General features: G+C 61.5%; 21 protein-coding genes. 11 read left to right on the forward strand and 10 right to left on the reverse strand.

Features of this window, described 5'->3' with window-relative positions:
* The first annotated feature begins 10 nt into the window (after nt 1–10).
* Both ACQY6C_RS02495 and ACQY6C_RS02500 read left to right on the forward strand, forming a co-directional pair.
* Nucleotides 11–2,272, forward strand: coding sequence for an NADP-dependent malic enzyme (locus ACQY6C_RS02495; protein WP_427964243.1), 2,262 nt, complete (start codon nt 11–13; stop codon nt 2,270–2,272).
* Nucleotides 2,273–2,276: 4 nt separating this feature from the next.
* Nucleotides 2,277–2,798 (forward strand): glycine cleavage system protein R, encoded by a 522-nt coding sequence (locus ACQY6C_RS02500; RefSeq protein ID WP_427964245.1) that lies wholly within the window; start codon nt 2,277–2,279, stop codon nt 2,796–2,798.
* Here the strand turns inward: ACQY6C_RS02500 and ACQY6C_RS02505 are convergent.
* Nucleotides 2,795–3,505, reverse strand: a complete 711-nt coding sequence (locus tag ACQY6C_RS02505) for a DUF3592 domain-containing protein (protein ID WP_427964247.1) — start codon at nt 3,503–3,505, stop codon at nt 2,795–2,797. The two genes, ACQY6C_RS02500 and ACQY6C_RS02505, sit on opposite strands and share 4 nt — an antisense overlap.
* 105 nt (nt 3,506–3,610) lie before the next feature.
* Between ACQY6C_RS02505 and ACQY6C_RS02510 the strand changes: the two genes are divergently transcribed.
* On the forward strand, nt 3,611–4,747 hold the full coding sequence (locus tag ACQY6C_RS02510) for an aminotransferase class V-fold PLP-dependent enzyme (protein ID WP_427964249.1): 1,137 nt from the start codon (nt 3,611–3,613) through the stop codon (nt 4,745–4,747).
* 6 nt (nt 4,748–4,753) lie between these two features.
* Here the strand turns inward: ACQY6C_RS02510 and trmB are convergent, their stop codons facing one another.
* The 5 genes from trmB to ACQY6C_RS02535 form a co-directional block, all read right to left on the reverse strand.
* Nucleotides 4,754–5,455: a tRNA (guanine(46)-N(7))-methyltransferase TrmB gene (gene trmB / locus ACQY6C_RS02515; protein ID WP_427964251.1), complete on the reverse strand. Its 702-nt coding sequence runs from the start codon at nt 5,453–5,455 to the stop codon at nt 4,754–4,756.
* A gap of 112 nt (nt 5,456–5,567) precedes the next feature.
* Complete coding sequence (gene ctrA / locus ACQY6C_RS02520) at nt 5,568–6,263, reverse strand: response regulator transcription factor CtrA (RefSeq protein WP_427964252.1); 696 nt, start codon at nt 6,261–6,263, stop codon at nt 5,568–5,570.
* A gap of 659 nt (nt 6,264–6,922) precedes the next feature.
* A complete protein-coding gene (locus tag ACQY6C_RS02525) occupies nt 6,923–7,633 on the reverse strand; it encodes a hypothetical protein (protein WP_427964340.1) in 711 nt (236 codons plus the stop codon).
* 158 nt (nt 7,634–7,791) lie between these two features.
* Complete coding sequence (locus ACQY6C_RS02530; RefSeq protein WP_427964254.1) at nt 7,792–8,232, reverse strand: ester cyclase; 441 nt, start codon at nt 8,230–8,232, stop codon at nt 7,792–7,794.
* Nucleotides 8,229–8,693: a hypothetical protein gene (locus ACQY6C_RS02535; protein ID WP_427964256.1), complete on the reverse strand. Its 465-nt coding sequence runs from the start codon at nt 8,691–8,693 to the stop codon at nt 8,229–8,231. Before ACQY6C_RS02535 ends, ACQY6C_RS02530 begins: the two co-directional genes overlap by 4 nt.
* Before the next feature lie 134 nt (nt 8,694–8,827).
* On the opposite strand from ACQY6C_RS02535, the gene ACQY6C_RS02540 reads away from it, so the two are divergent.
* From ACQY6C_RS02540 to ACQY6C_RS02570, 7 genes are all read left to right on the forward strand, one after another.
* The gene (locus tag ACQY6C_RS02540; protein ID WP_427964258.1) at nt 8,828–9,994 is read left to right on the forward strand and encodes an isovaleryl-CoA dehydrogenase; all 1,167 of its coding nucleotides are present in this window, start codon (nt 8,828–8,830) and stop codon (nt 9,992–9,994) included.
* 22 nt (nt 9,995–10,016) lie between these two features.
* Nucleotides 10,017–11,021, forward strand: a complete 1,005-nt coding sequence (locus ACQY6C_RS02545; protein ID WP_427964260.1) for an alpha/beta hydrolase — start codon at nt 10,017–10,019, stop codon at nt 11,019–11,021.
* Complete coding sequence (locus ACQY6C_RS02550) at nt 11,018–12,625, forward strand: carboxyl transferase domain-containing protein (RefSeq protein WP_427964262.1); 1,608 nt, start codon at nt 11,018–11,020, stop codon at nt 12,623–12,625. Before ACQY6C_RS02545 ends, ACQY6C_RS02550 begins: the two co-directional genes overlap by 4 nt.
* Before the next feature lie 207 nt (nt 12,626–12,832).
* Nucleotides 12,833–13,195: an endonuclease domain-containing protein gene (locus ACQY6C_RS02555; protein WP_427964343.1), complete on the forward strand. Its 363-nt coding sequence runs from the start codon at nt 12,833–12,835 to the stop codon at nt 13,193–13,195.
* Nucleotides 13,192–13,818, forward strand: a complete 627-nt coding sequence (locus tag ACQY6C_RS02560; RefSeq protein WP_427964264.1) for a 1-acyl-sn-glycerol-3-phosphate acyltransferase — start codon at nt 13,192–13,194, stop codon at nt 13,816–13,818. The genes ACQY6C_RS02555 and ACQY6C_RS02560 overlap by 4 nt, the downstream gene beginning before the upstream one ends.
* Entirely contained in the window at nt 13,815–14,615 is an 801-nt protein-coding gene (locus tag ACQY6C_RS02565) for a DUF1295 domain-containing protein (RefSeq protein WP_427964266.1), read from the forward strand. The genes ACQY6C_RS02560 and ACQY6C_RS02565 overlap by 4 nt, the downstream gene beginning before the upstream one ends.
* A 40-nt stretch (nt 14,616–14,655) precedes the next feature.
* Complete coding sequence (locus tag ACQY6C_RS02570; RefSeq protein ID WP_427964267.1) at nt 14,656–15,321, forward strand: hypothetical protein; 666 nt, start codon at nt 14,656–14,658, stop codon at nt 15,319–15,321.
* Here the strand turns inward: ACQY6C_RS02570 and ACQY6C_RS02575 are convergent, their stop codons facing one another.
* From ACQY6C_RS02575 to gyrB, 4 genes are all read right to left on the reverse strand, one after another.
* On the reverse strand, nt 15,322–17,055 hold the full coding sequence (locus ACQY6C_RS02575; protein ID WP_427964269.1) for a bifunctional metallophosphatase/5'-nucleotidase: 1,734 nt from the start codon (nt 17,053–17,055) through the stop codon (nt 15,322–15,324).
* A 75-nt stretch (nt 17,056–17,130) separates the two neighbouring features.
* Nucleotides 17,131–17,874, reverse strand: a complete 744-nt coding sequence (locus ACQY6C_RS02580) for a M50 family metallopeptidase (protein WP_427964271.1) — start codon at nt 17,872–17,874, stop codon at nt 17,131–17,133.
* Nucleotides 17,871–18,941, reverse strand: coding sequence for an AI-2E family transporter (locus tag ACQY6C_RS02585; protein ID WP_427964273.1), 1,071 nt, complete (start codon nt 18,939–18,941; stop codon nt 17,871–17,873). Before ACQY6C_RS02585 ends, ACQY6C_RS02580 begins: the two co-directional genes overlap by 4 nt.
* A 129-nt stretch (nt 18,942–19,070) precedes the next feature.
* Entirely contained in the window at nt 19,071–21,626 is a 2,556-nt protein-coding gene (gyrB, locus tag ACQY6C_RS02590) for a DNA topoisomerase (ATP-hydrolyzing) subunit B (protein WP_427964274.1), read from the reverse strand.
* Between the two features lie 118 nt (nt 21,627–21,744).
* Here gyrB and ACQY6C_RS02595 point away from each other — a divergent pair, with 118 nt between their 5' ends.
* The gene (locus tag ACQY6C_RS02595) at nt 21,745–23,298 is read left to right on the forward strand and encodes an AMP-binding protein (RefSeq protein WP_427964276.1); all 1,554 of its coding nucleotides are present in this window, start codon (nt 21,745–21,747) and stop codon (nt 23,296–23,298) included.
* Nucleotides 23,299–23,373: the final 75 nt, after the last annotated feature.

The following is a 23,373-nucleotide window of genomic DNA, read 5'->3' on the forward strand; positions in this document are numbered from 1 at the left end:
GGTTCTAGACTTGGCCGAAGATCGCACAGGCGCTTTCACCACCCGCGAGGCACTCTTTTACCATGAGACGATTCGCCCAGGTAAGATCGAGATCGTTGCATCCAAGCCGATGGCAACGCAGCGCGATCTCAGCCTGGCCTATTCGCCCGGCGTTGCCGCCCCGGTTGAAGCAATTGCGGAAGATCCATCGACTGCCGCGAGATACACTGCCCGTTCCAACCTCGTCGCGGTGATCTCAAACGGCACGGCAATTCTGGGCATGGGCAATCTGGGGGCTCTCGCGTCCAAGCCGGTGATGGAAGGCAAGGCGGTCCTGTTCAAGCGCTTCGCCGATGTCGATTCGATCGATATTGAGCTCGATACCGAAGATCCGGAGGCTTTCATCAATGCGGTGGCGCTGATGGAGCCGAGCTTTGGCGGGATCAATCTGGAAGACATCAAGGCACCCGAATGCTTCATTATCGAGCAGGCACTGCGCGAACGGATGAAGATCCCGGTGATGCATGATGATCAGCATGGCACGGCCATCATCGCCGCAGCAGGCCTCATCAATGCAGTCCATCTGACCGGGCGCGACCTCAAGGATTGCCGCATGGTGGTGAACGGAGCGGGTGCCTCTGCGCTTGCCTGCACTGCCCTAATCAAGGCCATCGGTATCCCGCATGACAATGTGATCGTTTGCGACCGCTCGGGCCCGATCTATCCCGGGCGTGACGGGATCGACCAGTGGAAGAGCGCCCATGCGGTGCAGACAGATGCGCGCAGCCTGGAAGAAGCGCTCGTTGGGGCCGACATCTTCCTCGGCCTGTCAGCGGCGGGTGCGCTCAAGCCCGAATGGGTTGCGAAGATGGCTGACAAGCCGATCATCTTCGCCATGGCCAACCCGACGCCCGAGATCATGCCTGATGAAGCCAAGGCCGTGCGCCCGGATGCGATTATCGCCACGGGACGCTCGGATTTCCCCAACCAGGTCAACAATGTGCTGGGTTTCCCATTCATCTTCCGCGGCGCGCTGGATGTGCAGGCAACCGCGATCAACGAAGAGATGAAAGTGGCTGCCGCGCAGGCGATCGCTCAACTGGCGCGCGAGCGCGTGCCGGAAGAAGTCGCCGCCGCCTATGGCCAGAACCATAAGTTCGGGACCGATTACATCATTCCTGCGCCCTTCGATCCGCGACTGATGGAAGTGGTGTCTTCAGCTGTTGCGCAGGCGGCGATGGATTCGGGCGTGGCGCTCGCACCGATCGCGGACATGGAGGGATACCGCACCAGCCTGAAGGCGCGGCTCAACCCCACAACTGCCGTGCTCACCAACACCTATGCGATCGCGCGCGCCAATCCCAAGCGGGTGGTGTTTGCCGAGGCCGAGGAAGAAGTGGTGCTGCGCGCCGCGGTCCAGTTCCGCGATTTCGGCTATGGCACTCCGGTTCTGGTCGGCCGGACCAAGGCGATTGCCGACAAGATGCATATGCTGGGTATCGACAATCCGCGCGATTTCGAAATCCAGAACTCCGCAGATTGCGAGTTCGTACCGAAGATGGTCGACTATCTCTACGCACGGCTGCAGCGGCGCGGCTATACAGAGCGCGATGTTCGGCGGATGGTCAACCAGGAGCGCAATGTCTTCTCCGCGCTGCTCGTCGCGCTGGGGCATGGCGACGCATTGATCACCGGCCTGACCCGGACTTTCTCCCAGACCGTTCGCGAAGTGAATCTGGTGCTGGATGCGAAGCCGGATGCAGTGCCATTTGGCGTGCATCTCATGATCGGAAAGAACTACACCGTGTTCCTGGCCGATACGACGATCAACGAGCGCCCATCTGCGAATGATCTGGCGCATATCGCCAGGGAAACCGCCGCCGTGGCCCGCCGTATGGGGCATGAGCCGCGCGTGGCCTTCCTGTCCTATTCGACCTTCGGCAATCCTTCGGGCCGTTGGCTCGAGAACATTCGCGATGCGGTGACCATTCTGGACCAGGAAAACCCGGGTTTCGAATATGAAGGCGAAATGGCGCCCGATGCCGCGCTCAATCCCAGGGTGATGGAATTCTATCCGTTCAGCCGCCTGTCCGCGCCCGCAAATGTTCTGATCATGCCGGGGCTTCAGTCGGCCAATCTTTCGGCCAAGCTGCTGCGAGAACTGGCCGGGGCTACAACCATTGGTCCGATGCTGATCGGAATGGAAAAGCCGGTCCAGATCGCTCCGATGACGGCAATCGCGCCCGATGTGCTGACCTTGGCCGTATTGGCTTCTGCCGGGGTGGTTGGCTGAGGCAATGGCTGGACCTGTCCGCATCGTCCTTTCCGTAACCGGAAGCGACCGACCGGGGCTCACCGCCGCGCTATCGGAGGCGGTGCTGGCAGCGGGCGGAAACTGGGCGGAAGGTCATCTGAGCAGGTTGGGTGGGCTCTATGTCGGCTCCGTACTGGTGGAGCTCGACAGCGCCAATCTTGCGAAGCTGGAAGAACAGGTCCGGGCGATCGATACCAGCGGATTGACGGTCGCGATCAATCCGGCTGGCGCCGAGCCGGACGCGGCAAAGTCTGTTCTGCTGTTCGAGCTTGTGGGGCAGGATCGGCCAGGAATTATCCGTGAAGTCTCTGCAATCCTCGCGCGGCTGGGTGCCAATATCGAGAGCCTTTCGAGCCATGAGGAAATGGGTGCCTGGGGCGGCGAACGGCTGTTCCGTGCAGAGGTCTATGTGACGCTGCCTGAAGGCCTCGCGCCGGAATATGCACAGGAAGCGCTGGAAGAGATTTCCAGCGAAATCATGGTGGATTTCACCTTCGGCGGTTAGGCCTCCTCATCTTCGCTGACCCACTCGCTCAAGTCGACGAAATGGCGCTTTGGGCGTGCCGGATCGACCAGCACCTTGACCGTGCGCCCCTCCAGTTCCGTTGTCAGGTCGAGCCAGATCGGATCACTCTTGAAGCTGGCGAGTTTGCCTGTTGCCGGATGCGTCGCTTGCGCGACTACGCGATAGGGGCTGCGCCCATTCACCCTGGTCGAGGTATCGAGATAGCATTGCTTGAAGTCGGCCTGGATGGGCAAGCCGCTGGCCTTGAGCCGCGCGACGATTTGCCGTCGACGGATCATTGCCAGTAGCAAGCCGCCGCCGATCCCGCCGAAAACCAGGCCGAAACCGCCGAATGCAAGCGGCAGCAAATAGCGCGTCGTAAAACTGTCGATCATCGCCTGTTCAGGCGACCACGGATCGTAGATCACCTCGACCTTCTCGCCGCGGCTGAATGAAGGCGGACTGCTGCCGACGCTGCCGGTGAATTCCTGCCGCGCGCCGCTCGCATCGAGAAATTCCACTACCGGACGATAGGTTACATCGCCGTCCGAATCCCGGCTGCTGGCAAGGTCGATCACAGTGCCTTGGGTATGCGTTCCGTTATTCGCCAGATCGCGGTCGCTCCACCAGACCCAGCCGCCGATACCGCCAAAGACCAGCCCGAAAGCCAGGAAGATTCCTCCGATCCACAGCAGGATTTTTGACATCCTATTCCCCTATCCCTTTCGCGCCGGTCCTGGGGCTCAGTGCCCGCCTGCCGCGCAGCCGCGCTTGCCGGTTGCCGAAGGCGCGGCATGTGATACCTGTGCCCGATGCAAACCATCCCATGCCAGCGCGACCGTTTCGCCATTCCTGCCGATGTTCACTATCTCAATTGCGCTTATATGTCGCCGCTTTCGCACCGGGTCTCAGCGGCCATTTCCGAAGGTGCGCGGCGCAAGGAGGCGCCGTGGGAATATCGGCCGGCAGACTTCTTTTCCATCTGCGAGGATTTTCGCGGGCGCGCCGCTCGCCTGACTGGGGCAGGGGCAGACACGATCGCGATCGTTCCTTCGGTAAGCTACGGCCTGGCCGTCGCGGCACGAAACCTGCCGTTCGGGTCGGGACAGGAAGTGGTCACGCTTGCCGACCAGTTCCCCTCAAATATCTATGTCTGGCAGGACCTCGCGCGGCGAAAGGGCGGTTCGGTGGTGACCGTCCAGCGCGATGCAGGCGCGGCCTGGTCCGAAGCCGTGCTTGACGCAATCGGCCCCGACACGGGGATCGTCGCTGTGCCGCATTGCCATTGGGCGGACGGGCGCGTGGTCGACCTGGAAGCTGTGGGGAAGAAATGCCGCTCGGTCGGCGCCGCACTGGTGCTCGACCTGACTCAGTCGCTTGGCGCGATGCCGATCGATTTCAAAGCTGTGCAGCCCGATTTCGCGGTCGCCGCGTGCTACAAATGGCTGATGGGCCCCTATGGTATCGGCATGCTCTATGTCGATCCGCGGCACCATGTCGGTGAGCCGATCGAGCACAATTGGATCAATCGCGGAGGATCGGAAGATTTTACGCGGCTGGTCGATTATCGCGATGATTTCCAACCCGGCGCGCGGCGCTTCGACATGGGGGAGAAATCCAACCCGCCGCTGCTCCAGGGAGCCAGTGCTGCGCTCGATTTCCTGCTTGAATTCGGGGTCGAAGGAATCGCCCATTCGTTGGGTCTGGCGACCGAAGCGATTGCGAAGGAAGCTGCGAGCCTGGGGCTCATCGCAGCGCCCATCGGCACGCGCGCGGCGCATTTCCTTTCGCTTGGCTTTCCCGACGGAGTTCCGACCGGGCTGACCGAGCGGCTGGCCGAACGGCAGGTCTTCGTCTCGCTGCGCGGATCCTCGTTGCGCGTTACGCCTCATCTCTACAATAATGACGCGGACAGGGAGGCCCTGATCGCGACATTGCGTGGTGGCTGAGCCGGATCAGCGTCGCCGGTAGCGGAAGTACCACACTTCGTGGCCGTACACCGTGCGCGCCTTGTGCTCATATCGGGTTTCGGGCCAGCCCGAAGGGCGCTCCTCCCAGCTTGAGCGATCCTTCACCTGCCATTCGAACGCGTCGGTGTGGCGCTGCATCACCATCAGCGCATGGCGCAGATAGACGGGATGATCGGTGCCGAAGCGCAGCTCGCCGCCGGGCTTGAGCTTGCTGGCGAACATCTGCACCGGCCCGTCATTCATCATGCGCCGCTTGGCATGCTTGTTCTTCGGCCAGGGATCGGGATGGAGGAGATAGATCATGGTCAGCGCGCCATCGGGAATGCGCGCCAGCACTTCCAGTGCATCGCCCATATGCAGGCGCACATTGGCTAGTCGCTGGTCCTCGATATGGGTCAGCGCCTGCGCGACTCCGTTGACGAAGGGTTCCGCCCCGATGAAACCGTGATCGGGCAGCAGGTCGGCGCGATAGGCCAGGTGCTCACCGCCGCCGAAGCCGATCTCGAAATGGAGTGGGCGCGAATCCCCGAACAGGCTTTCACTTGTGACCGGACCTTCCGCCGGCACAGCAATCTGCGGCAACAGATTGTCGACCAGGCCTTGCTGGCGCGCGCGCAAGGGCTTGCCCTGGCTGCGGCCATAGAGCCGGTTGAGCGTGGTTGGATCGCCTTCCTTAAAAGCACTCATGGGCGGCGCGCTAGCAGCGGCGATGAGTGTAGGGAAGTGGCCAAAGAAAAACGCCCGAGGCCGAAAGCCCCGGGCGCTATGGCCCCAATTACGGGTGAATAGTGTCTGTCTTTCAGGCCGCTTCCGCGGCTTCTTCCGGATCGCGCAGCACATAGCCGCGGCCCCAGACGGTCTCGATATAGTTCTCGCCGCCGCATGCATGGCTGAGCTTCTTGCGCAGCTTGCAGATGAAGACGTCGATGATCTTGAGTTCCGGTTCGTCCATCCCGCCATAGAGATGGTTGAGGAACATTTCCTTGGTCAGCGTAGTGCCCTTGCGCAGCGACAGGAGCTCCAGCATCGCATATTCCTTGCCGGTCAGGTGAACGCGGGCGCCATCGACTTCGACAGTCTTGGCATCGAGGTTCACTGCCAGCTTGCCGGTGCGGATGATCGACTGGCTGTGGCCCTTCGAACGGCGCACCACGGCATGGATACGGGCAACCAGCTCTTCGCGATGGAACGGCTTGGTCACGTAATCGTCAGCGCCGAAGCCGAAGCTGCGGATCTTGCTGTCCATCTCGGCAATGCCCGAAAGGATCAGAACAGGCGTCTGCACCTTGGCCACGCGCAGCTTCTTGAGCACGTCATAACCATGCATGTCAGGCAGGTTCAGGTCGAGCAGAATGATATCGTAATCATACAGCTTGCCCAGATCCAGGCCTTCCTCGCCCAGGTCGGTCGAATAGACATTAAAGCCTTCGGTCGTGAGCATCAGCTCGATCGCCTTGGCAGTTGTCGGTTCGTCCTCAATCAAAAGCACGCGCATTGGGTGGTCCCCCCTTTACCCGAAAGCTTGCGGTAACCCCTCGCTAAGAGGTGTTGCCGAGAATTAACCACACAAGGTCTGAACGGAAAAGGTTAATTTAGCGTAAACCCAGCAATTCCGGCGAGTCGCGGGCGATGGTGAGTCTTTTGAGTCACACTTATCCACAGGGCGAGTTCGAAAAACGAATGGATCTTGCAGCGCTCCGCGCCGAATGGTGTTTGAGACGCGTCAGACATTCTCCCAAATCCTACAGGATGGAACACTTGGAACACGGTCCAAGTGCAAAAAGCGCGATTGTGTGACTGTGGGGCGCAAAAGTGTGACTCTATGCTGTGAAGTGTGAATCTGACGTGCGGGAGTGTGGCTGTGCGGCGCGCAAAGTGTCACCCTGGGGAGGACGGTCTGTGACCTTCGGGCGGGCGCTTTGGGGTAGCGGGGAGGGGGATCTGGCATGGCGCAAGACCTAGCGCGTGGCGATGCGAGTAGGAAAGCGGGGCATCGCCCTTCCCCCGTTTGTCATTCCCGCAGGTAATTAAGTATTGTGTCCCCGGAACTCTTGTGTCCCCGGAACTCTAATTGAACCTCTAATTTGTCAACGCCCGGATCGTAACCTCGATTATACGAGTCCATGGCAAGGATGGCGAGGAAGAGGTCACGATTCATTGTGAAACTCCAGACCGGAAATCAGTGCGGTTTAGTCGTTGTTCAATGGGCATATTCCCGATCGGGACATTATTTGGTCTGCGAACAAGCGAGCCGATGTGCGCCGGCAACCACCCCAACCGCTGCTCGATCCCGGTTGTTACGGGATCGCGGGTTATCTGCACGGTGATGCGCTTGAGCGAGACGCCTTCGTCGAAGCTCGCGGCGAGATCATCGGGATCGACCAGTGCGACGCTGGTCGGATCGCCCAGATCGCCAAAGGTTACCAGCATGGGGTAATCGGCGGGTGCGACTTCGGCCGGCCCCTTGTGCATCCCCTTGGAAAGTTCCTTCGCCACGCCCACCACATCATAACCAGTGCCGGGAAAACCAGGGTGCAAGCTGTTCATCGACAAGCCAGCCATATCTCCAAAATGAGCCGAGGTCTTGAGCAGCGCAAAGAGGGTTCGCCCGCCGGGCAAATCGACGGCGACTGCCTCTCCGCGGCTGCCCCAATGCCGATCATTACCGGTCATGAACGTTGTCGTCCTCTCGGCCTGGACCTCATACACGGAAGATCCGGTCGCCAGGCCCTCAGGTGTGTTGACCTCAACCGTCATGCGGAAGCGGTAAGTGTAGGTGGGATAGCGCACCTGCCAGATGAGGTACCCCGCCGCCGCCAACACCAGCGGAACTCCGATCAACCACAGCATCCAGCCCCCCTTCATATCACTCACCTCACCCCTTCACCCGCATCTTCTGCAGCATAGCGGAGACCAATTACGTCCCCACCCCGAGGAATTCCCCGGTACGCGCACAAGTGCACGGGAAACGTAAAAATTCAATCAATACCGCATGTTACATGGGGCAAACCTTTGCCAGGAGGTCACACTTCCAGCCCGATCGAGCGCAGCATGCCGATCTGGTCGAAATAGGGGCGCTCGCACAGGATGCGGTCCTTGCCCGGCGCGAACTCGAAACTGGCCGCCATGCGCTGGCGCAGCTTGCGACCGGTCGGTGCAATCACGCGCTCGCCAATGCGAATTTCTCCCAGATGCGTGCCGGTCAGCCAGAACTCGACCAGAACGGTATCGTCTGTGTGAGCGATGGCGATGATCTCGTTGCCCTGATCGGGGAAGACCGAGCGCGATGCGGCGAAATATCCGCGCACCGCCTCTTCCCCGTCGAACACCTGCCCGGTCGCCATTTCGTAGCGGGGATGCCCGTCGAAGGTGGCGATCACCGCGTCCCAATCATATTCCATCTCCAGTGCCATGTGCTCGCGCACGGTCTGAAGTCGCCGCTCCGCAAGGTCCTCCATCGTCATCTCGCTTCCTGTTCCTTGGTTTCCGGAGCCTGATAGGGAATCTGCCGCAGCTCGATCTCAAGACCGGCAGTGTCCGTGGCGCGCAAGGTACCGTCATCGCCCGGCTTGCCCAATGTCCAGCAATCGCCAGCCCGATCCTCTGCATCGGGTGTGAAGCATAGTTCGCCGTCATTGCTGCGCGTCCATTGGCCGGTCTGAAGCGGCTGCCCGTTACGCAGGTCGCGATAGGTATCGTCCGCGTCGAGATAGGTCGTGAGGATCGAGCCATCCCTGCCCACTACGAGCCAGCCGGTTTCCGCCATCGTGACAGGCTTCGCACTGCTCGTCGCTGTGCCGCTGGGTTCGGGCGTTGCACTCTGCTCCGCCGCCACCCCGCCGCTGTCCGCGGGTGGGTTGCACGCCGCCAATGCCAGCGAGATGGCCGGGATCGGCAGTAGTCTTGCGAATGACCGGACCTGCATCGAGATGTACTCCCCTTTGAAGAATGCGATCTTACCGTGAGGTCTTCCAAAGGCCAGCCCATTGCTTGCGCGTGCGGCCGGTTTGCGCTTCGCCCGCGCGCTGGTATGGGCGATCCGGAGAGGTGAAAAGTTCCATGCGCGCAACCCCCGATTTCGATTTCCAGCTCGGTGAAAGCGCCGAGATGATTCGCGAGGCGGCAGGCCGCTTCGCAGACGAGCAGATCGCCCCGCTGGCCGACAAGGCCGACCGGGAGGACTGGTTCCCGCGCGAGCTGTGGCCCGCCATGGGCGAGCTCGGCCTGCACGGCATCACGGTAGAGGAAGAATGGGGCGGGCTTGGCCTCGGCTATCTCGAACATGTGATTGCGGTGGAGGAAGTCAGCCGGGCGAGCGCCAGCATCGGGCTCAGCTATGGCGCGCATTCCAATCTCTGCATCAACCAGATCCGCCGCTGGGGCAATGACGAGCAGAAGGCAAAGTACCTGCCGGGTCTGATCAGCGGCGAGCATGTCGGCTCGCTCGCCATGTCCGAAGCCAGCGCCGGGTCTGATGTGGTTTCGATGAAGCTCAAGGCCGAGGCGGCCCAGGGCGGCTATGTGCTCAACGGCACGAAGTTCTGGATCACCAATGCCACCCATGCCGATACGCTGGTTGTCTATGCCAAGACCGATGGCCAGGCCGGATCGCGCGGCATCACCGCCTTCCTGATCGAGAAGGACATGCCGGGTTTCAGCATCGGGCAGAAGATCGACAAGATGGGGATGCGCGGCAGCCCCACCGCCGAGCTGGTATTCGACGATTGCGAAGTGCCGGAAGAAAACGTGATGGGCCCGCTTAATGGCGGGGTCGGCGTGTTGATGAGCGGGCTCGATTATGAGCGCGTTGTGCTGGCTGGATTGCAACTCGGCATCATGCAGGCCTGCCTCGATTGCGTGATCCCTTATGTCCGCGAGCGCAAGCAGTTCGGCAAGCCGATCGGCGCCTTTCAGCTGATGCAGGCCAAGGTGGCGGACATGTATGTCGCGCTGCAATCGGCACGCGCCTATACCTATGCCGTAGCCAAGGCTTGTGACAGCGGACAGACGACGCGTTTCGATGCGGCGGGCGCGATCCTGTTGGCGAGCGAGAACGCTTTTCGCGTCGCGGCGGAGGCGGTCCAGGCCTTGGGCGGGGCGGGCTATACCAAGGACTGGCCGGTCGAACGCTATCTGAGGGACGCCAAATTGCTCGATATCGGTGCAGGCACCAACGAGATTCGCCGCATGTTGATCGGGCGCGAACTTATCGGGGCGGCCGGGTGAGCAGATGAGAGGAACGAAGGGAATGCGATACTTGATTTCGGCGCTCGGCCGCTTGACCCTGTGTCTTGTCGTCCTGCTGTCTGCGCCCGCCTCCGCGCGGGTCGAGAAACTCACCATCCACAGCCCGGCGATCGAAGGCAATCTCCAGGGCAATTCGGCAGAGCGCACGGTCCATGTGATCCTGCCGCCTAGCTATGATTCAGCGACGGAACGCCGCTATCCGGTGCTCTATTTCCTTCATGGCTTTCTCATGACCGCCGACAACATGATGGGCTATGTCAATTTCGACGCGGCACTGCGTGATTTCGCCGCCACGAGGGAGATGATTGTGGTGGTGCCTGACAGCCACACGCTGTTCGGCGGCTCGATGTACTCCAATTCGCCGACGGTCGGAGACTTCGAGGACTATATCGCCGACGATCTGGTCCGCTACATTGACGGCCATTTCCGCACCATCGCCAAGCGCGAGGCGCGGGGCCTCGCGGGGCATTCGATGGGTGGATATGGAACCTTGCGCATCGGGATGCACCATCCCGATGATTTCGTTGCGCTTTACGCGATGAACCCGTGCTGCCTGCTCCCACGCCCGGCCGAAACCGCCGATCCCAAGTTTGAGACGATGACGTTCGATGAAGCCAAGGCGGGCGATTTCATGACTTTGGCCAATTTCGCGATCGCTGCCGCCTGGTCGCCCGATCCCGGCAAGCCGCCTTTCTACGCCGATCTCGCCACCAAAGACGGTAAGCCCGTGCCATTCGTGCTGGCGCAATGGGCGGCCAATGCGCCGACCGCGATGGCTGCACAGTTCTTGCCAGCATTGCGCTCGATGAAGGCGATCGCGCTCGAAACAGGCGACACCGATTTCGTCCAGGATGATGTCATCGCCATGCATCAGGAGCTGATCAAGCTGGGCGTGCCGCACGACTGGGAGCTCTACGTCGGCGATCACGGCAACAAGGTGCCAGAACGTTTCAGCAGCAAGGTGCTGCCATTTTTCGCTGACGTTTTTCCGGATGTTACCGAATGAGTGCACCCGTTCTGACCTCTACGCTCGACCGCGAAAGTCCCGAAGCGAAGGCGCGGTTTGCGCATAACAAGGCGCTGGCCGAGGAACTGCGCGCCAAGGTGGCAGAAACGGCGCTGGGCGGCACCGAGAAGCACCGGGAGCGTCACGTCAGCCGCGGCAAGCTGCTGCCGCGCGAACGTGTCGAGCGGCTGCTCGATCCGGGCTCGCCCTTTCTCGAGGTTGGCCAGCTCGCCGCGAACGGGCTTTATGGCGGGGATATCAATGGCGCGGGGATGATCGCCGGGATCGGGCGCGTATCGGGCCGCCAGGTGATGATCGTGTGCAATGATGCGACCGTCAAAGGCGGCACCTATTATCCGATGACGGTGAAGAAGCATCTGCGCGCGCAGGAAATCGCGCAGGAAAACCGCCTGCCCTGCATCTATCTGGTCGATAGCGGTGGGGCCAACCTGCCGCATCAGGCGGAAGTATTTCCCGACCGCGACCATTTCGGGCGCATCTTCTTCAACCAGGCCAATATGAGCGCGCTGGGCATTCCGCAGATCGCCTGTGTGATGGGAAGCTGCACGGCAGGCGGGGCCTATGTCCCGGCGATGAGTGACGAGACGGTGATCGTGCGCGAGCAGGGCACGATCTTCCTCGCCGGTCCGCCGCTGGTGAAGGCGGCAACGGGCGAAGAGATCAGCGCAGAGGATCTTGGCGGCGGCGATCTCCATGCAAAGAAATCCGGCGTGGTCGACCATCTGGCTGAGAATGACGAGCACGCACTGACCATCGTGCGCGATATTGTCAGCCATCTTGGCGATAACCCCGTCGCGGCGAAGGCCGTGGAGCTGCGCGATCCGCGCCCGCCCAAATTCGATGCGGAAGATCTCTACGCCATCGTTCCCGACGATGTGCGCGCACCCTATGACGTGCATGAAGTGATCGCGCGGATCGTCGATGGCAGCGAGTTTCACGAATTCAAGCAGCATTTCGGCAGCACGCTGGTGTGCGGCTTCGCGCATATCTGGGGCATGCCGGTGGCGGTGCTCGCCAACAATGGCGTGCTGTTCAGCGAGAGCGCGCAGAAGGGCGCGCATTTCATCGAGCTCGCCTGCCAGCGGCGCATCCCGCTGCTGTTCCTGCAGAACATCTCAGGCTTCATGGTCGGCGGAAAATACGAAGCGGAAGGCATCGCCAAGCACGGCGCCAAGCTCGTCACCGCCGTCGCCACGGCCACCGTGCCCAAGATCACCGTGGTGATCGGCGGTAGCTTCGGCGCGGGCAATTACGGCATGTGTGGCAGGGCCTATCAGCCGCGTTTCCTGTTCACCTGGCCCAATGCGCGCATCAGCGTGATGGGGGGTGAGCAGGCCGCATCTGTGCTCGCCACCGTCCACCGCGATGCCGACAAATGGGACGAGCGTGAGGCGGAAGCCTTCAAGGCCCCGATCCGCGAGAAGTACGAGCACGAGGGCAATCCCTATTACGCCACCGCGCGCATGTGGGACGACGGCGTAATCGATCCGGGCCAGACGCGCGACGTGCTCGGCCTCGCGTTCGCCGCGACTCTCGAAGCGCCCATTGCCGAGCGCCCCGCATTTGGCGTGTTCAGGATGTGAGGCACATCAATGAATAGGACTTACTCAATGTTTTCGGATCAATTGAGACATTGACGAACAGGGAAGCGTAATCTTGAATCCTCCTCGAGCTTGCTCGGGGAGGGGGACCGTGCGAAGCACGGTGGAGGGGGAGATGGATTGCTAAAGGATATCGCGCCGCCTCCGAAGTCGGGCACCGTCGCAAAGGCCCGAAAGCTGCGGCGGCAGATGTCGTTGCCCGAAGCGCTGCTGTGGCGTGAGCTGCGCAAGCGACCAGGTGGCTTGAAGTTCAGGCGGCAGCATCCCTCGGGCCAATATGTGCTTGATTTCTATTGTTCGGATGCGCGGCTGGTACTTGAGATCGACGGAGAAGCGCATGAAATGGGCGATCGCCCTGCGCATGATGCGGCGCGTGACGCTTGGTTTAGGGAAGCTGGCATAGAGACATTGCGTTTGCCGGCCTCGCAGGTGTTGCAGGATGCTGTGGCAACTGCAGAGTCAGCCGCATTGTATGCGCGAGAGAGATTGCCCCTCCACCACCCGCTGCGCGGGCGGTCCCCCTCCCCGAACAAGTTCGGGGAGGATGTATGAAGCCACGCCGCAAGCGCTACAGAAAACCTTCTCTCCTCTCGCGCATCGTGCGGCGGATATTGATTGCGCTCTATCGCTGGAAGGGCTGGCGTCTAGATGGGCACCTGCCCGACATCCCGAAATTCGTCATCGCCGGCGCGCCGCACACTTCGAACTGGGACTTCATCTTCTTTGTCGGCGCAACCGCCGAAGAGGGGATCGAGCCCAGTTTCATGGGCAAGCACACGCTGTTCAAGGGCATGATGCGCAACTTCATGTTCGACATGGGCGGGATTCCGATCGATCGAAGCAAGTCCGCCAATTATGTCGCACAGGTCGCGGCCGAGTTCGCCCGGCGCGATCATATGGCGCTGGTGATCGCCGCTGAAGGATCGCGCACCACCGACGGCAGCTGGAAGTCGGGCTTCTACCACATAGCGCAGGCAGCCAGGGTGCCGATCGTCCCGGCATGGGTCTGCAACGAGCGTATGGTGCTAGGTTTCGGGCCGCCGATCATGCCCAGCGGGCGCTATGGTGAGGATTTGCTCAAGATCGCGCAGTTCATGCGCAGCAAGCTGCCCGATAGCGAGCGTATCGCGAATCTGGAAAGGCAGGCGCAGCAAATTGCGGGGGCGGGCGGATGACCCATGCTCTGCTCGCCAATGCCGCGCTCCTGATCGCATTGGTGCTGGCGTTGTGGCTGGTGTCGGTGCGGATCGGAGACGTATCCTTCATCGATGCATTCTGGGGCGCAGGCATGGGGGTGCTGGCCATTGCAAGCTATCTGCAGGTGTCGCGGCCCGGCGCATCGGCGGTGCTCATTCTCGCTATGACAGCGGCCTGGGGCTTCAGGCTCGCCATCTATCTCTTCCGCCGCTGGCGCCGCGAGGGCGAAGACAAGCGTTACAGGATGATCCTCAAGAAGGATCGCGAGAGGGGCAATTTCGCTCTGGCCGCGCTGGTCAAGGTGTGGGTCATGCAGGCCGTGCTTCTGTTTCTTGTAAGTTCACCCGCGCAGGTCGGCATCCTGGCGTCAGGCGAACCGGCCCCGGTCGCGCCGCTCGCCTGGTTGGGACTGGCCGTATTTCTTCTGGGCGTCTTCTTCGAATGGGTCGGCGACTGGCAGCTTTCGCGCTTCAAGTCCGATCCGGCCAATCAGGGGCAGGTGCTGGATCGCGGGCTGTGGCGCTATACGCGCCATCCCAATTATTTTGGCGATTTCTGCGCATGGTGGGGCATCTGGCTCGCCTGCGCTGCGACGGGATGGGACTATGCGCTCTACACTGTCGCCGGGCCGATCTTCCTGAGCTTCACGCTCACCAAATGGTCCGGCGTGGCCCTGCTCGAGCGGGGCATGGACCGAAGCAAGGGCGACAGATATGCGGACTACAAGCGCCGCACCCCGGCCTTCATTCCCTGGTTCCCGAAGCCGGGCGGCTGATCTTGCAAAAGGGGGTTTAACCCGCCGGATCGATCCCTACATGGTCGGAAGCAAGGTCCAGAGGGAAATCCGTGTCGTGAGCGAAGAAGAACTGCTCAAAGAGCGTAGCCGCCTTGCGCGCAAGGCGATGGAGCTGATGGAGCGCAGCGGCGAGGAAACCAGCAGAGGCAAGCTTGCTTCCGAGCTGGGGATGTCGCGCGCACGGGTCGAACAGATTTTTCCCGAAGATGGCGATTTGCGTGAAGCCATGACCGGCGAATGGTTTGCGCCGAAGCTCAAGGTCATGGATGAGGTGATGGCGAGCGATCTGCCGCCGCGCCGCAAGATGTACGAATTCTTCGCTCGCCGTTTCGTGCTGATGCGGAGCAATTTCCGCACGGATCCCGCCACGTTCCGGCTCTATGTCGAGATGGGCGAACGCTATTTCGAGTATGCGCGCAGTTATGTCGACCTGGCCGACCACTATCTTTGCGAATTGATCGCGGAGGCCCAGGCAGAAGGACACATGAAGGGGCTGGAAATCAACGAGGCGCTCTCGCTGATCAACCAGTCGGTCAATTGCTATCTCCTGCCTTACCAGATTGCGCTGCTCGACGAGCGCCTCAGCGAAGACAAGCTGGCGCGGATCGTCGATGCGCTGTTCGATGGGCTGTCGGGTGAAGACCGCGGCGCGAAGGGCGTTTCGAAACTTCAGGCTGCGAACTGATCAGTCGCTGTCGATCCGCGTGATCCTGCCTTCGGGCGGCAACGCACGCACACCATCCACGCTGAGCCACTGCTCAAATGCGTCCAGGTCGACCGGCCCCACAGTCGTGTCGGTACCGCGTTCGAACATGGTGAAGCTGTCTCCACCAGCTGCGAGGAAGCTGTTCATGGTAACGCGATAGCTTGCCTGCGGATCGATCGGTGCCCCATCGAGCGTGGCGCTCACCACCCTCTGTCCCGCAGGGCGCCGCATGTCGTAGCTCAAGGCAAAGCCGCGCGACGGGCTGAAGGTCTGGACGAATCCATCGTCATCGAATTGCTGCTCGAGCAGAGCCAGCAATTGCACGCCTGTATATGTTCGCGTGACCAGCGTATTGCCGAAAGGCTGGACGGTATAGATGTCGCCGAAGGTCACCGTGCCGTCTGCAGCCGGCTGCAGCGCGGCGCGAATGCCCGAATTGTTCATGAAGGCGATCTGTGCGCCTGCTTCTCGCGTGGCGAAGAGCTGCGCATCGGCGATGGCATTGCCGAGCGGTGTTTCCTCCGTCGCCGGCCCGCGAAAACGTCCGTCGCCGCTGACCTTGCCGACCGGGCGATTGGAGGCAGCGCGTGACGCGGCGACATAGCGCGCGACATAGGCTGCAACTTCGGGATCCGGCTGATACTGGCGATATTTGGGATCGGGGGCCGCCAGATTGCCATCGCGATCAGTTCCCGTGCTTTGCACGACGCGGTTGTTGGCGCTCGCGACGCGGGCTTTGCCGGTTGCGGGGTCAATTTCGAGCGCGATGTCGGTGAAGAACGAGCCGCCATAGCCCGCACTGGTGACCATGAAATGCCGCTCCGGATCGATCGTGCTGAAGTCGCAGACATAGGTGCGGTGCGTGTGGCCGGAGATGACCAGGTTCACGCGCGGATCGACCTGCTTAAGGATATCGATCAAGGGGCCTGATACGCCCCCGCAGCTTTTGTCGTTATAGCCGACCTCTGTGTAGAGTCCCTGGTGGATCGCGACGATGATGGCGTCCGCACCCTTGGCTTCCAGCGCGTCGACCGCGCGGTTGATGCTTTGCGCTTCATCGGTGAAGGTCACGTCCTCGACCCCGCTGGGTGTCACCAGCGTGGGCGTTTCCTCCAGCGTCAGACCAATCACACCCACGGTGATTTCGCCCGCGCCTTCACCGAAAGTGCGGATGCCATAGGCGGGGAACAGCGTGCTGCCGTCGCGCTTGACGACGTTTGCAGCGAGAAACGGGAAGCTGGCGCCGGGAAAGGGATCCTCGACCTGGCATGGTTCGCGCAACGTATATTGTTCGCAGCCACCGTGCTGCATGCGCTGCAATTCCTTCCAGCCGCGATCGAACTCGTGATTGCCAACCGCGTTGAAATCAAGCCCCAGCCGGTTCATCGCACCGATCGACGGCTCGTCGAGGAAATAGGATGAGGCGAGTGGACTTGCCCCGATCAGATCACCGGCTGCAATGACCAGCGAGTTGGCGTTCTGCGCGCGCGCTTCCTTGACCGCACTGGCAAGATAGGCTGCGCCTGCGGTGTAGACCTGTGCCTGATCTCCATTGGCTTCTCGCAATCCGATCGGGCGACGGATCGGCTCAAGATTGCCATGGAAATCGTTCAGGCCGATCACTCGCAAGGTAACCGGGCCGGGAGCAGAAGTGGAAGGAACGGTGGCGCAACCGGAAAGGGCAAGCGCTGCAATCGGGATCAGGCGTTTCATCGCACATCAAATGGCGCGGGATTGTGTCAAACTCAAGATGGGACAGTCTTTCCCTTCAAGGGGATGGATTGGCGGTCACCGCCGCCAGCCGCCTCTGCCATCGGGCGAATCCAGCGCCAGCTTCAGGCTCCAGCCGATCATCATTCCCGATAGAGCAACGATCACGATGGCCCAGAGCCAATAGGGCAGTAGCAGCGCTTCCTGCATGGCGCCGGTGTCGGACAGCATCGGCTGTCCTCCAATGACCGCGCTATATGAAAACAGATAGCTCAGGTCCCGCAACATGCTGAGCGCCGCCAGGACACCCAGGAATTGCAGCGCGAATCTTTGCAGCCAGGCCCGCCCCTTGTAGCCAATATAGGCCAGCACGGCGCCGACCAGCGGCAGCGTGAGCAGCCCAACAGTGCTGCGCACCCAGATCAGCGTCGAGAGCGCGATCAACCCGGCGAGCGAATACAATGCGGGGCGCCAGAGGCGGTGGCGGCTGCTCGCCAGGATCAGCAGTGAGCCGACGAATGTCGGGCCGAGCGGTCCTCCGGCTGCGATCACTGCACGCGAGACATTGCTCATGGTGCCGCTCGAGGTGGTTTCGGCAAAACCGGATCCGCTGGGAAGGATGACCAGCCGCTGGAAATCCTGCCCGATCAGAAGCGCAGTCAGCCCGTGGCCCATCTCGTGGAACCAGGTGATGAGGATGGTGAGCGGATAGATCAGGTAATTGCCCAGCGGCAGGCTTGGCAGGAATGCAATCACCACGGCAGCCAGGAACAGGCGGCCAAGTTGCTCCGCCTTCGAACCACGGGCGACCGGGCGGATCATTCGGGGGCGGGGTCGCGCTGTTCCTGGATGATCGACCATCCGGCCAGGAACAGGCCTGCAACCAGTGGGCCCAGCACCACGCCGGAAAGCCCCAGCGTGGCGATTCCACCCAATGTCGTGACCAGGATGATCCAGTCGGGAATGCCGGTTTCGCGTCCGACCAGGATCGGGCGCAGCACATTGTCAGCCATGCCGATGATGACGACGCCCGAAAATATCACGAACAGACCCTGCCAAATCTGGCCTGTCGCAAGCAGCCATATCGCCGCGGGCACCCAGACGAAGCCGGTTCCGATCGCCGGAAGCAGCGAGAAGATCGCCATCACCAGGCCGAACAGGGCGACCGATGGAATCCCGACGATCCAGAAGGTGAGCGCGCCCAACATGCCCTGGACGATGCCGACCACTACCGAACCCTTGATCGTGGCGCGCACGATGCCGAGAAAGCGGTCACCCAGCCGCTGCGCAATCGTGGTTTCGAGCGGCAAATCCTGCATCAGCATGATCGCGATGTTGCGTCCGTCGCGCAGCAGGAAATAGGTGACGTAGAGGCCGACACCGAAGGACAGCACATAGCCGAACACGCCGCCGCCAATGGCAACCGCCTGCTTCGCCAGCAGTCCGGCGCTTTCGCTGATGAATTGCTGCGCCCGCTCTTCCAGTTCCGACAGATCGTTCCAGCCGGACTGGTCCAGCCATTCCTGAACCCGCATCGGCAGGGCCGCGATGATCTGGTTGAACAGGGAAACGAGATCGATATCGCCCCGCTGGAATGCGATCACCAGCTTAGCCGCTTCATCGACGATCAGCCCGCCCAGGATGAAGCCCGGAACCAGAACCGCGACTGTGATGACAAACAGTGATGCAATGGCCGCGCGGTTGGGGCTGTTGCCCAGCCGTGCCAGCAGCCATTGGTAGAGCGGCTGGAACATGATGGCCGCCAGCGTCGCCCACAGCAATGGTGCTGCAAACGGCCACACGACATAGGCCATGGCGCAGGTGATTGCAGCGAGGAAGAGGTAGAAGCCGCCCGTGTTGATGGCGCCGCCCTTACTGTCTTCCTGCATGCCTGCCCTCCCTTGTGATTGTGCGCCAGTTGTCTGTCAGTCAGGCCTCGCCGCTCATCCGCATATGGCGCGCGTCAAACGTCGAGATTCGCAACGTTCAAAGCCCCTTGCGGCTCTTGATGGCGAGAATCAGACATCAAGGTTAGCAACGTTCAATGCATTGTCCTGAATGAATTCGCGGCGCGGTTCCACCACATCGCCCATCAGGCGGGTGAAGATCTCGTCGGTCACGTCCGCGTCCTCGACCTTGACCTGCAGCAGCGCTCGGTTTTCCGGGTCCAGCGTGGTCTCCCACAATTGCTCGGCATTCATCTCGCCCAGCCCCTTGTAGCGCTGGATCGAAAGGCCCTTGCGGCCTGCCGCGAGCACGGCGTCGAGCAGTTCGGTCGGTCGCGTGATCCCGTCGCCGCTGGCAATAGCGGGAGCTTCATCTGCTTCGGCATCGTCTTCCGGCACTGCTTCCGTGTCCACGGCAGTGGTCTTCACCAGATGCGCTGGCTGAATGTAGGTTTCGGCATGAGAGCCGGCCAGACCATGGAGCTTGTGCGCTTCGGTGCTGGTGAGGAAGCGGCCCTCGATTTCGTGGACGTCCGTGACACCGCGCCACAGTCGCTTGAACCGAACCGTGCCGTCCTCGAGCATCTCCGCGGCCCATTTGGCCTCGGGATCGCCCAGGCCCATACGCTGCGCCGCGAATTGCAGCGCCTGTTCGCGTGTCGCGCGGTCAAGTGAAGGGTCGAGCGCGCCCGATAGCGCCATCTGCTCGATGATCGCGGAATTGTAGCGGCGCGGCACGAAGCCGAGCAGGCTGCGGAACCGCAACGCGTGATTGACGAGCTCGCGCAGATCATTGTCCGACCGTGCACCGCCGGCCGTTTCCAGCATGCGGCCCTGCAATCCGGCATCGACCAGATAGCGGTCGAGCGCGGCATCGTCTTTCAGATAGACCTCGCTGCGCCCTTTGCTGACCTTGTAAAGCGGCGGCTGGGCAATGAAGAGATGGCCTGCCTTGACGATGTCGGGCATCTGGCGGTGGAAGAAGGTGAGCAGCAGGGTGCGGATATGCGCGCCGTCGACGTCAGCGTCGGTCATGATCACGATCTTGTGATAGCGCAGCTTTTCGAGATTGAACTCGTCGCGAATGCCGGTGCCCATGGCCTGGATCAGCGTGCCGACCTCCTTCGATCCGATGATCCGGTCGAACCGGGCGCGCTCGACATTGAGGATCTTGCCCTTGAGCGGCAGGATCGCCTGCGTCTTGCGGTCGCGGCCCTGTTTCGCAGAGCCGCCAGCGGAGTCGCCCTCGACCAGGAACAGTTCCGCCTTGGTTGCGTCGCGTTCCTGGCAATCGGCCAGCTTGCCCGGTAGCGAAGCGACGCTCATCGCGCCCTTGCGGCTCATTTCGCGGGCCTTGCGCGCGGCTTCGCGTGCAGCGGCCGCATCGATGATCTTCTGGATGATCGACTTGGCGTCGGCCGGGTTTTCCTCCAGCCATTCGGTCATCTTCTCGCCCATCAGGCTTTCGAGCGGCTGGCGCACTTCGGAGCTGACCAGCTTGTCCTTGGTTTGCGAGGAGAACTTGGGATCGGGCAGCTTGACGCTGACGATCGCTGTCAGCCCCTCACGCATGTCCTCGCCCGAAAGGCTCACCTTCTCCTTCTTCAACATGCCCGAATTGGACGCGTAATTGTTGAGCGTGCGCGTCAGCGCGGCACGGAAGGCCGCAAGGTGCGTGCCGCCATCGCGTTGCGGGATATTGTTGGTGAAGGTCAGGACGTTTTCGTAATAGCTGTCGTTCCATTGCAGCGCGACATCGATCCCGATGCCATCCTTCTCGGCCGAAACCGCGATCGGTTCGCCAATCAGGGGCTGCTTGTTGCGATCGAGCCATTTCACGAAGGCGCCGATCCCGCCTTCGTAGAACAGATCGTGTTCCTGGATGTCTTCGTGGCGCTTGTCGCGCAGCAGGATGCGCACACCCGAATTGAGGAAGGCCAGCTCGCGATAGCGATGCTCCAGCTTCTCGAAATCGAATTCCGTGATGTTCTTGAATGTGTCGGTCGAAGCCTTGAAGGTAACGCGCGTGCCTTTCTTGAGGCCATTGTCGTCGCCATTGCTGTCAACCGGCGGGGCATCACCACGGACTTCGAGCGGAGCGACGGCATCGCCATGCTCGAAGCGCATCCAGTGCTCCTTGCCGTCGCGCCAGATGGCCAGTTCAAGCCATTCGCTCAGCGCGTTGACGACCGAAACGCCGACGCCGTGCAGCCCGCCCGAAACCTTGTAGGCATTGTCGTCGCTGGTGTTTTCGAACTTCCCGCCGGCATGGAGCTGGGTCATGATGACTTCAGCCGCCGAAACGCCCTCTTCCTTGTGCATGCCCACCGGAATGCCGCGGCCGTTGTCTTCGACCGATACCGAACCGTCTGGGTTGAGTTCGATCAGCACCAGGTCGCAATGCCCGGCCAGCGCTTCGTCGATGGCATTGTCCGAAACCTCGAACACCATGTGGTGCAGGCCCGATCCGTCATCGGTATCGCCGATATACATGCCGGGGCGCTTGCGCACCGCATCGAGGCCCTTGAGAACCTTGATCGAATCGGCGCCATATTCGCCCATTTGCTTGCCGTTTGATGCGCCGTCTTCGGGCGTTTCACCAGAGGTGTTCGGAGTGTTGTCGCTCATGCCCATCATATAGGAATTGCAGCTCCCAAACCCAAGCAATTCGAGGCATTCGGCGCTGCTTTTCCACCGCTTTGGCCTGGCCTCGACACGGCCCTGTGCCCTGCCTAGTTATGCGTGCATGAAAACTGATGCGGCCAAGCAATTTCTGAGCACCGATTCTGGCGATTTTTCGAGCATTCTTGCGCGCTGGGCGGCAATCCAGCCAGACAAGGTGGCGCTGCGCGACGATCACGGTGAAATCACCTGGGGCGAAATGCATGACCGGGTCGAACGGTCGGCGGCGCGGCTGGTCGAGACCGGGCTCGAACCGGGGCAGTCGGTCGCGATCCTGGGTACTTCCTGCATCAATTACGCGCTGGTCTTTCTCGCTGCGGTGCGCGCTGGCGGTGTGGCGGCGCCGCTCACCACCAGTGCCAGCCGCGAACAGCTGGAAGGGATGACGCGGGACTCTGGCGCGCGGCATCTGTTCATCGATGCAGCCAAGCGCGCCGAACTGGGTGCTGACTTCCTGGCCGAGATGGATAGTATCGCACTGGAGGAACTGGACGGCTGGATGGCGCCCGCTGGCACGCATGCACCCGCGTTCGAACCTGCTCCCGGTGATCCGTTCAACATCATCTACTCGAGCGGAACAACCGGCACCCCCAAGGGCATTGTCCATTCGCACCTGATGCGCTGGCGCCAGTTCGCATCGACGGCGGTTTCCTTTCTCGAGGCCGGTTTGGAGCCACGTTCGCTGACTTCGACGCCGCTCTATTCCAACACCACCATGGTCGCATTTCTGCCGGTGCTTCTTGCGGGCGGCACCGTAACCATCATGGGCAAATTCGATTGCGAGCGCTGGCTCACTCTTGCGCAAGATCGTCGCGTCAACGTGACCATGCTTGTGCCGGTGCAATATCAGCGGCTGATGGATCACCCGACCTTTGACGATTTCGACCTTTCGGCGCTGGCGCTCAAATATTGTACCTCCGCTCCATTTTCCGCCGAACTCAAGGCGCAGGTGTTGCGGCGTATGCCAGGCGGACTGGCAGAGATCTATTCCATGACCGAAGGCGGGGTGGTCTGCCTGCTTGAGGCGCACAAATTCCCTGACAAGCTGCATACCGTCGGGCGACCTGCTCCGGGCAGCGAGCTCAAGGTGCTGGATGACGAAGATCGCGAAGTGCCTGCCGGCACGCCCGGAAATCTCGTCGGCCGGTCAATGACCATGATGAGCGGCTACAAGAACCAGCCTGACAAGACACGCGAAGGCTATTGGACCGATCCCGAGAGCGGCGAGGTGTGGCAGCGGATGGGCGACATCGGGCGGGTCGATGCAGAAGGCTTCGTCGAGCTGGTCGGGCGGGCCAAGGACATGATCATCTCGGGCGGGTTCAACATCTATCCTTCCGACCTCGAAGCCGAACTCCTGAAAGAGGAAGATGTGGTCGAGGCCGGCGTCGTCGGCGTTCCTTCCAGGCGCTGGGGGGAAACTCCGGTGGGCTTTGTCACCCTCACCGGCACCGCGCGCACGCCCGACGCGATCCGCGAAGCTGTTAATGCGCGGCTGGGCAAGACGCAGCGCCTCGCCGAGCTCCATGCGATCGATGAAATGCCGCGCAGCCACATCGGAAAATTGCTCAAGACCGAATTGCGTGCGGAAGCGGAACGGCGCGGCTTGCCCGCCTGATCGATCCGAATATTTGCATTCGTTTCTATCTGGGCTGATAAACCCCTGCAGGAAATGAAACATCCCACCGAGTCG

Source organism: Altererythrobacter sp. (genome assembly GCF_050299635.1).
Lineage (GTDB): Bacteria > Pseudomonadota > Alphaproteobacteria > Sphingomonadales > Sphingomonadaceae > Erythrobacter.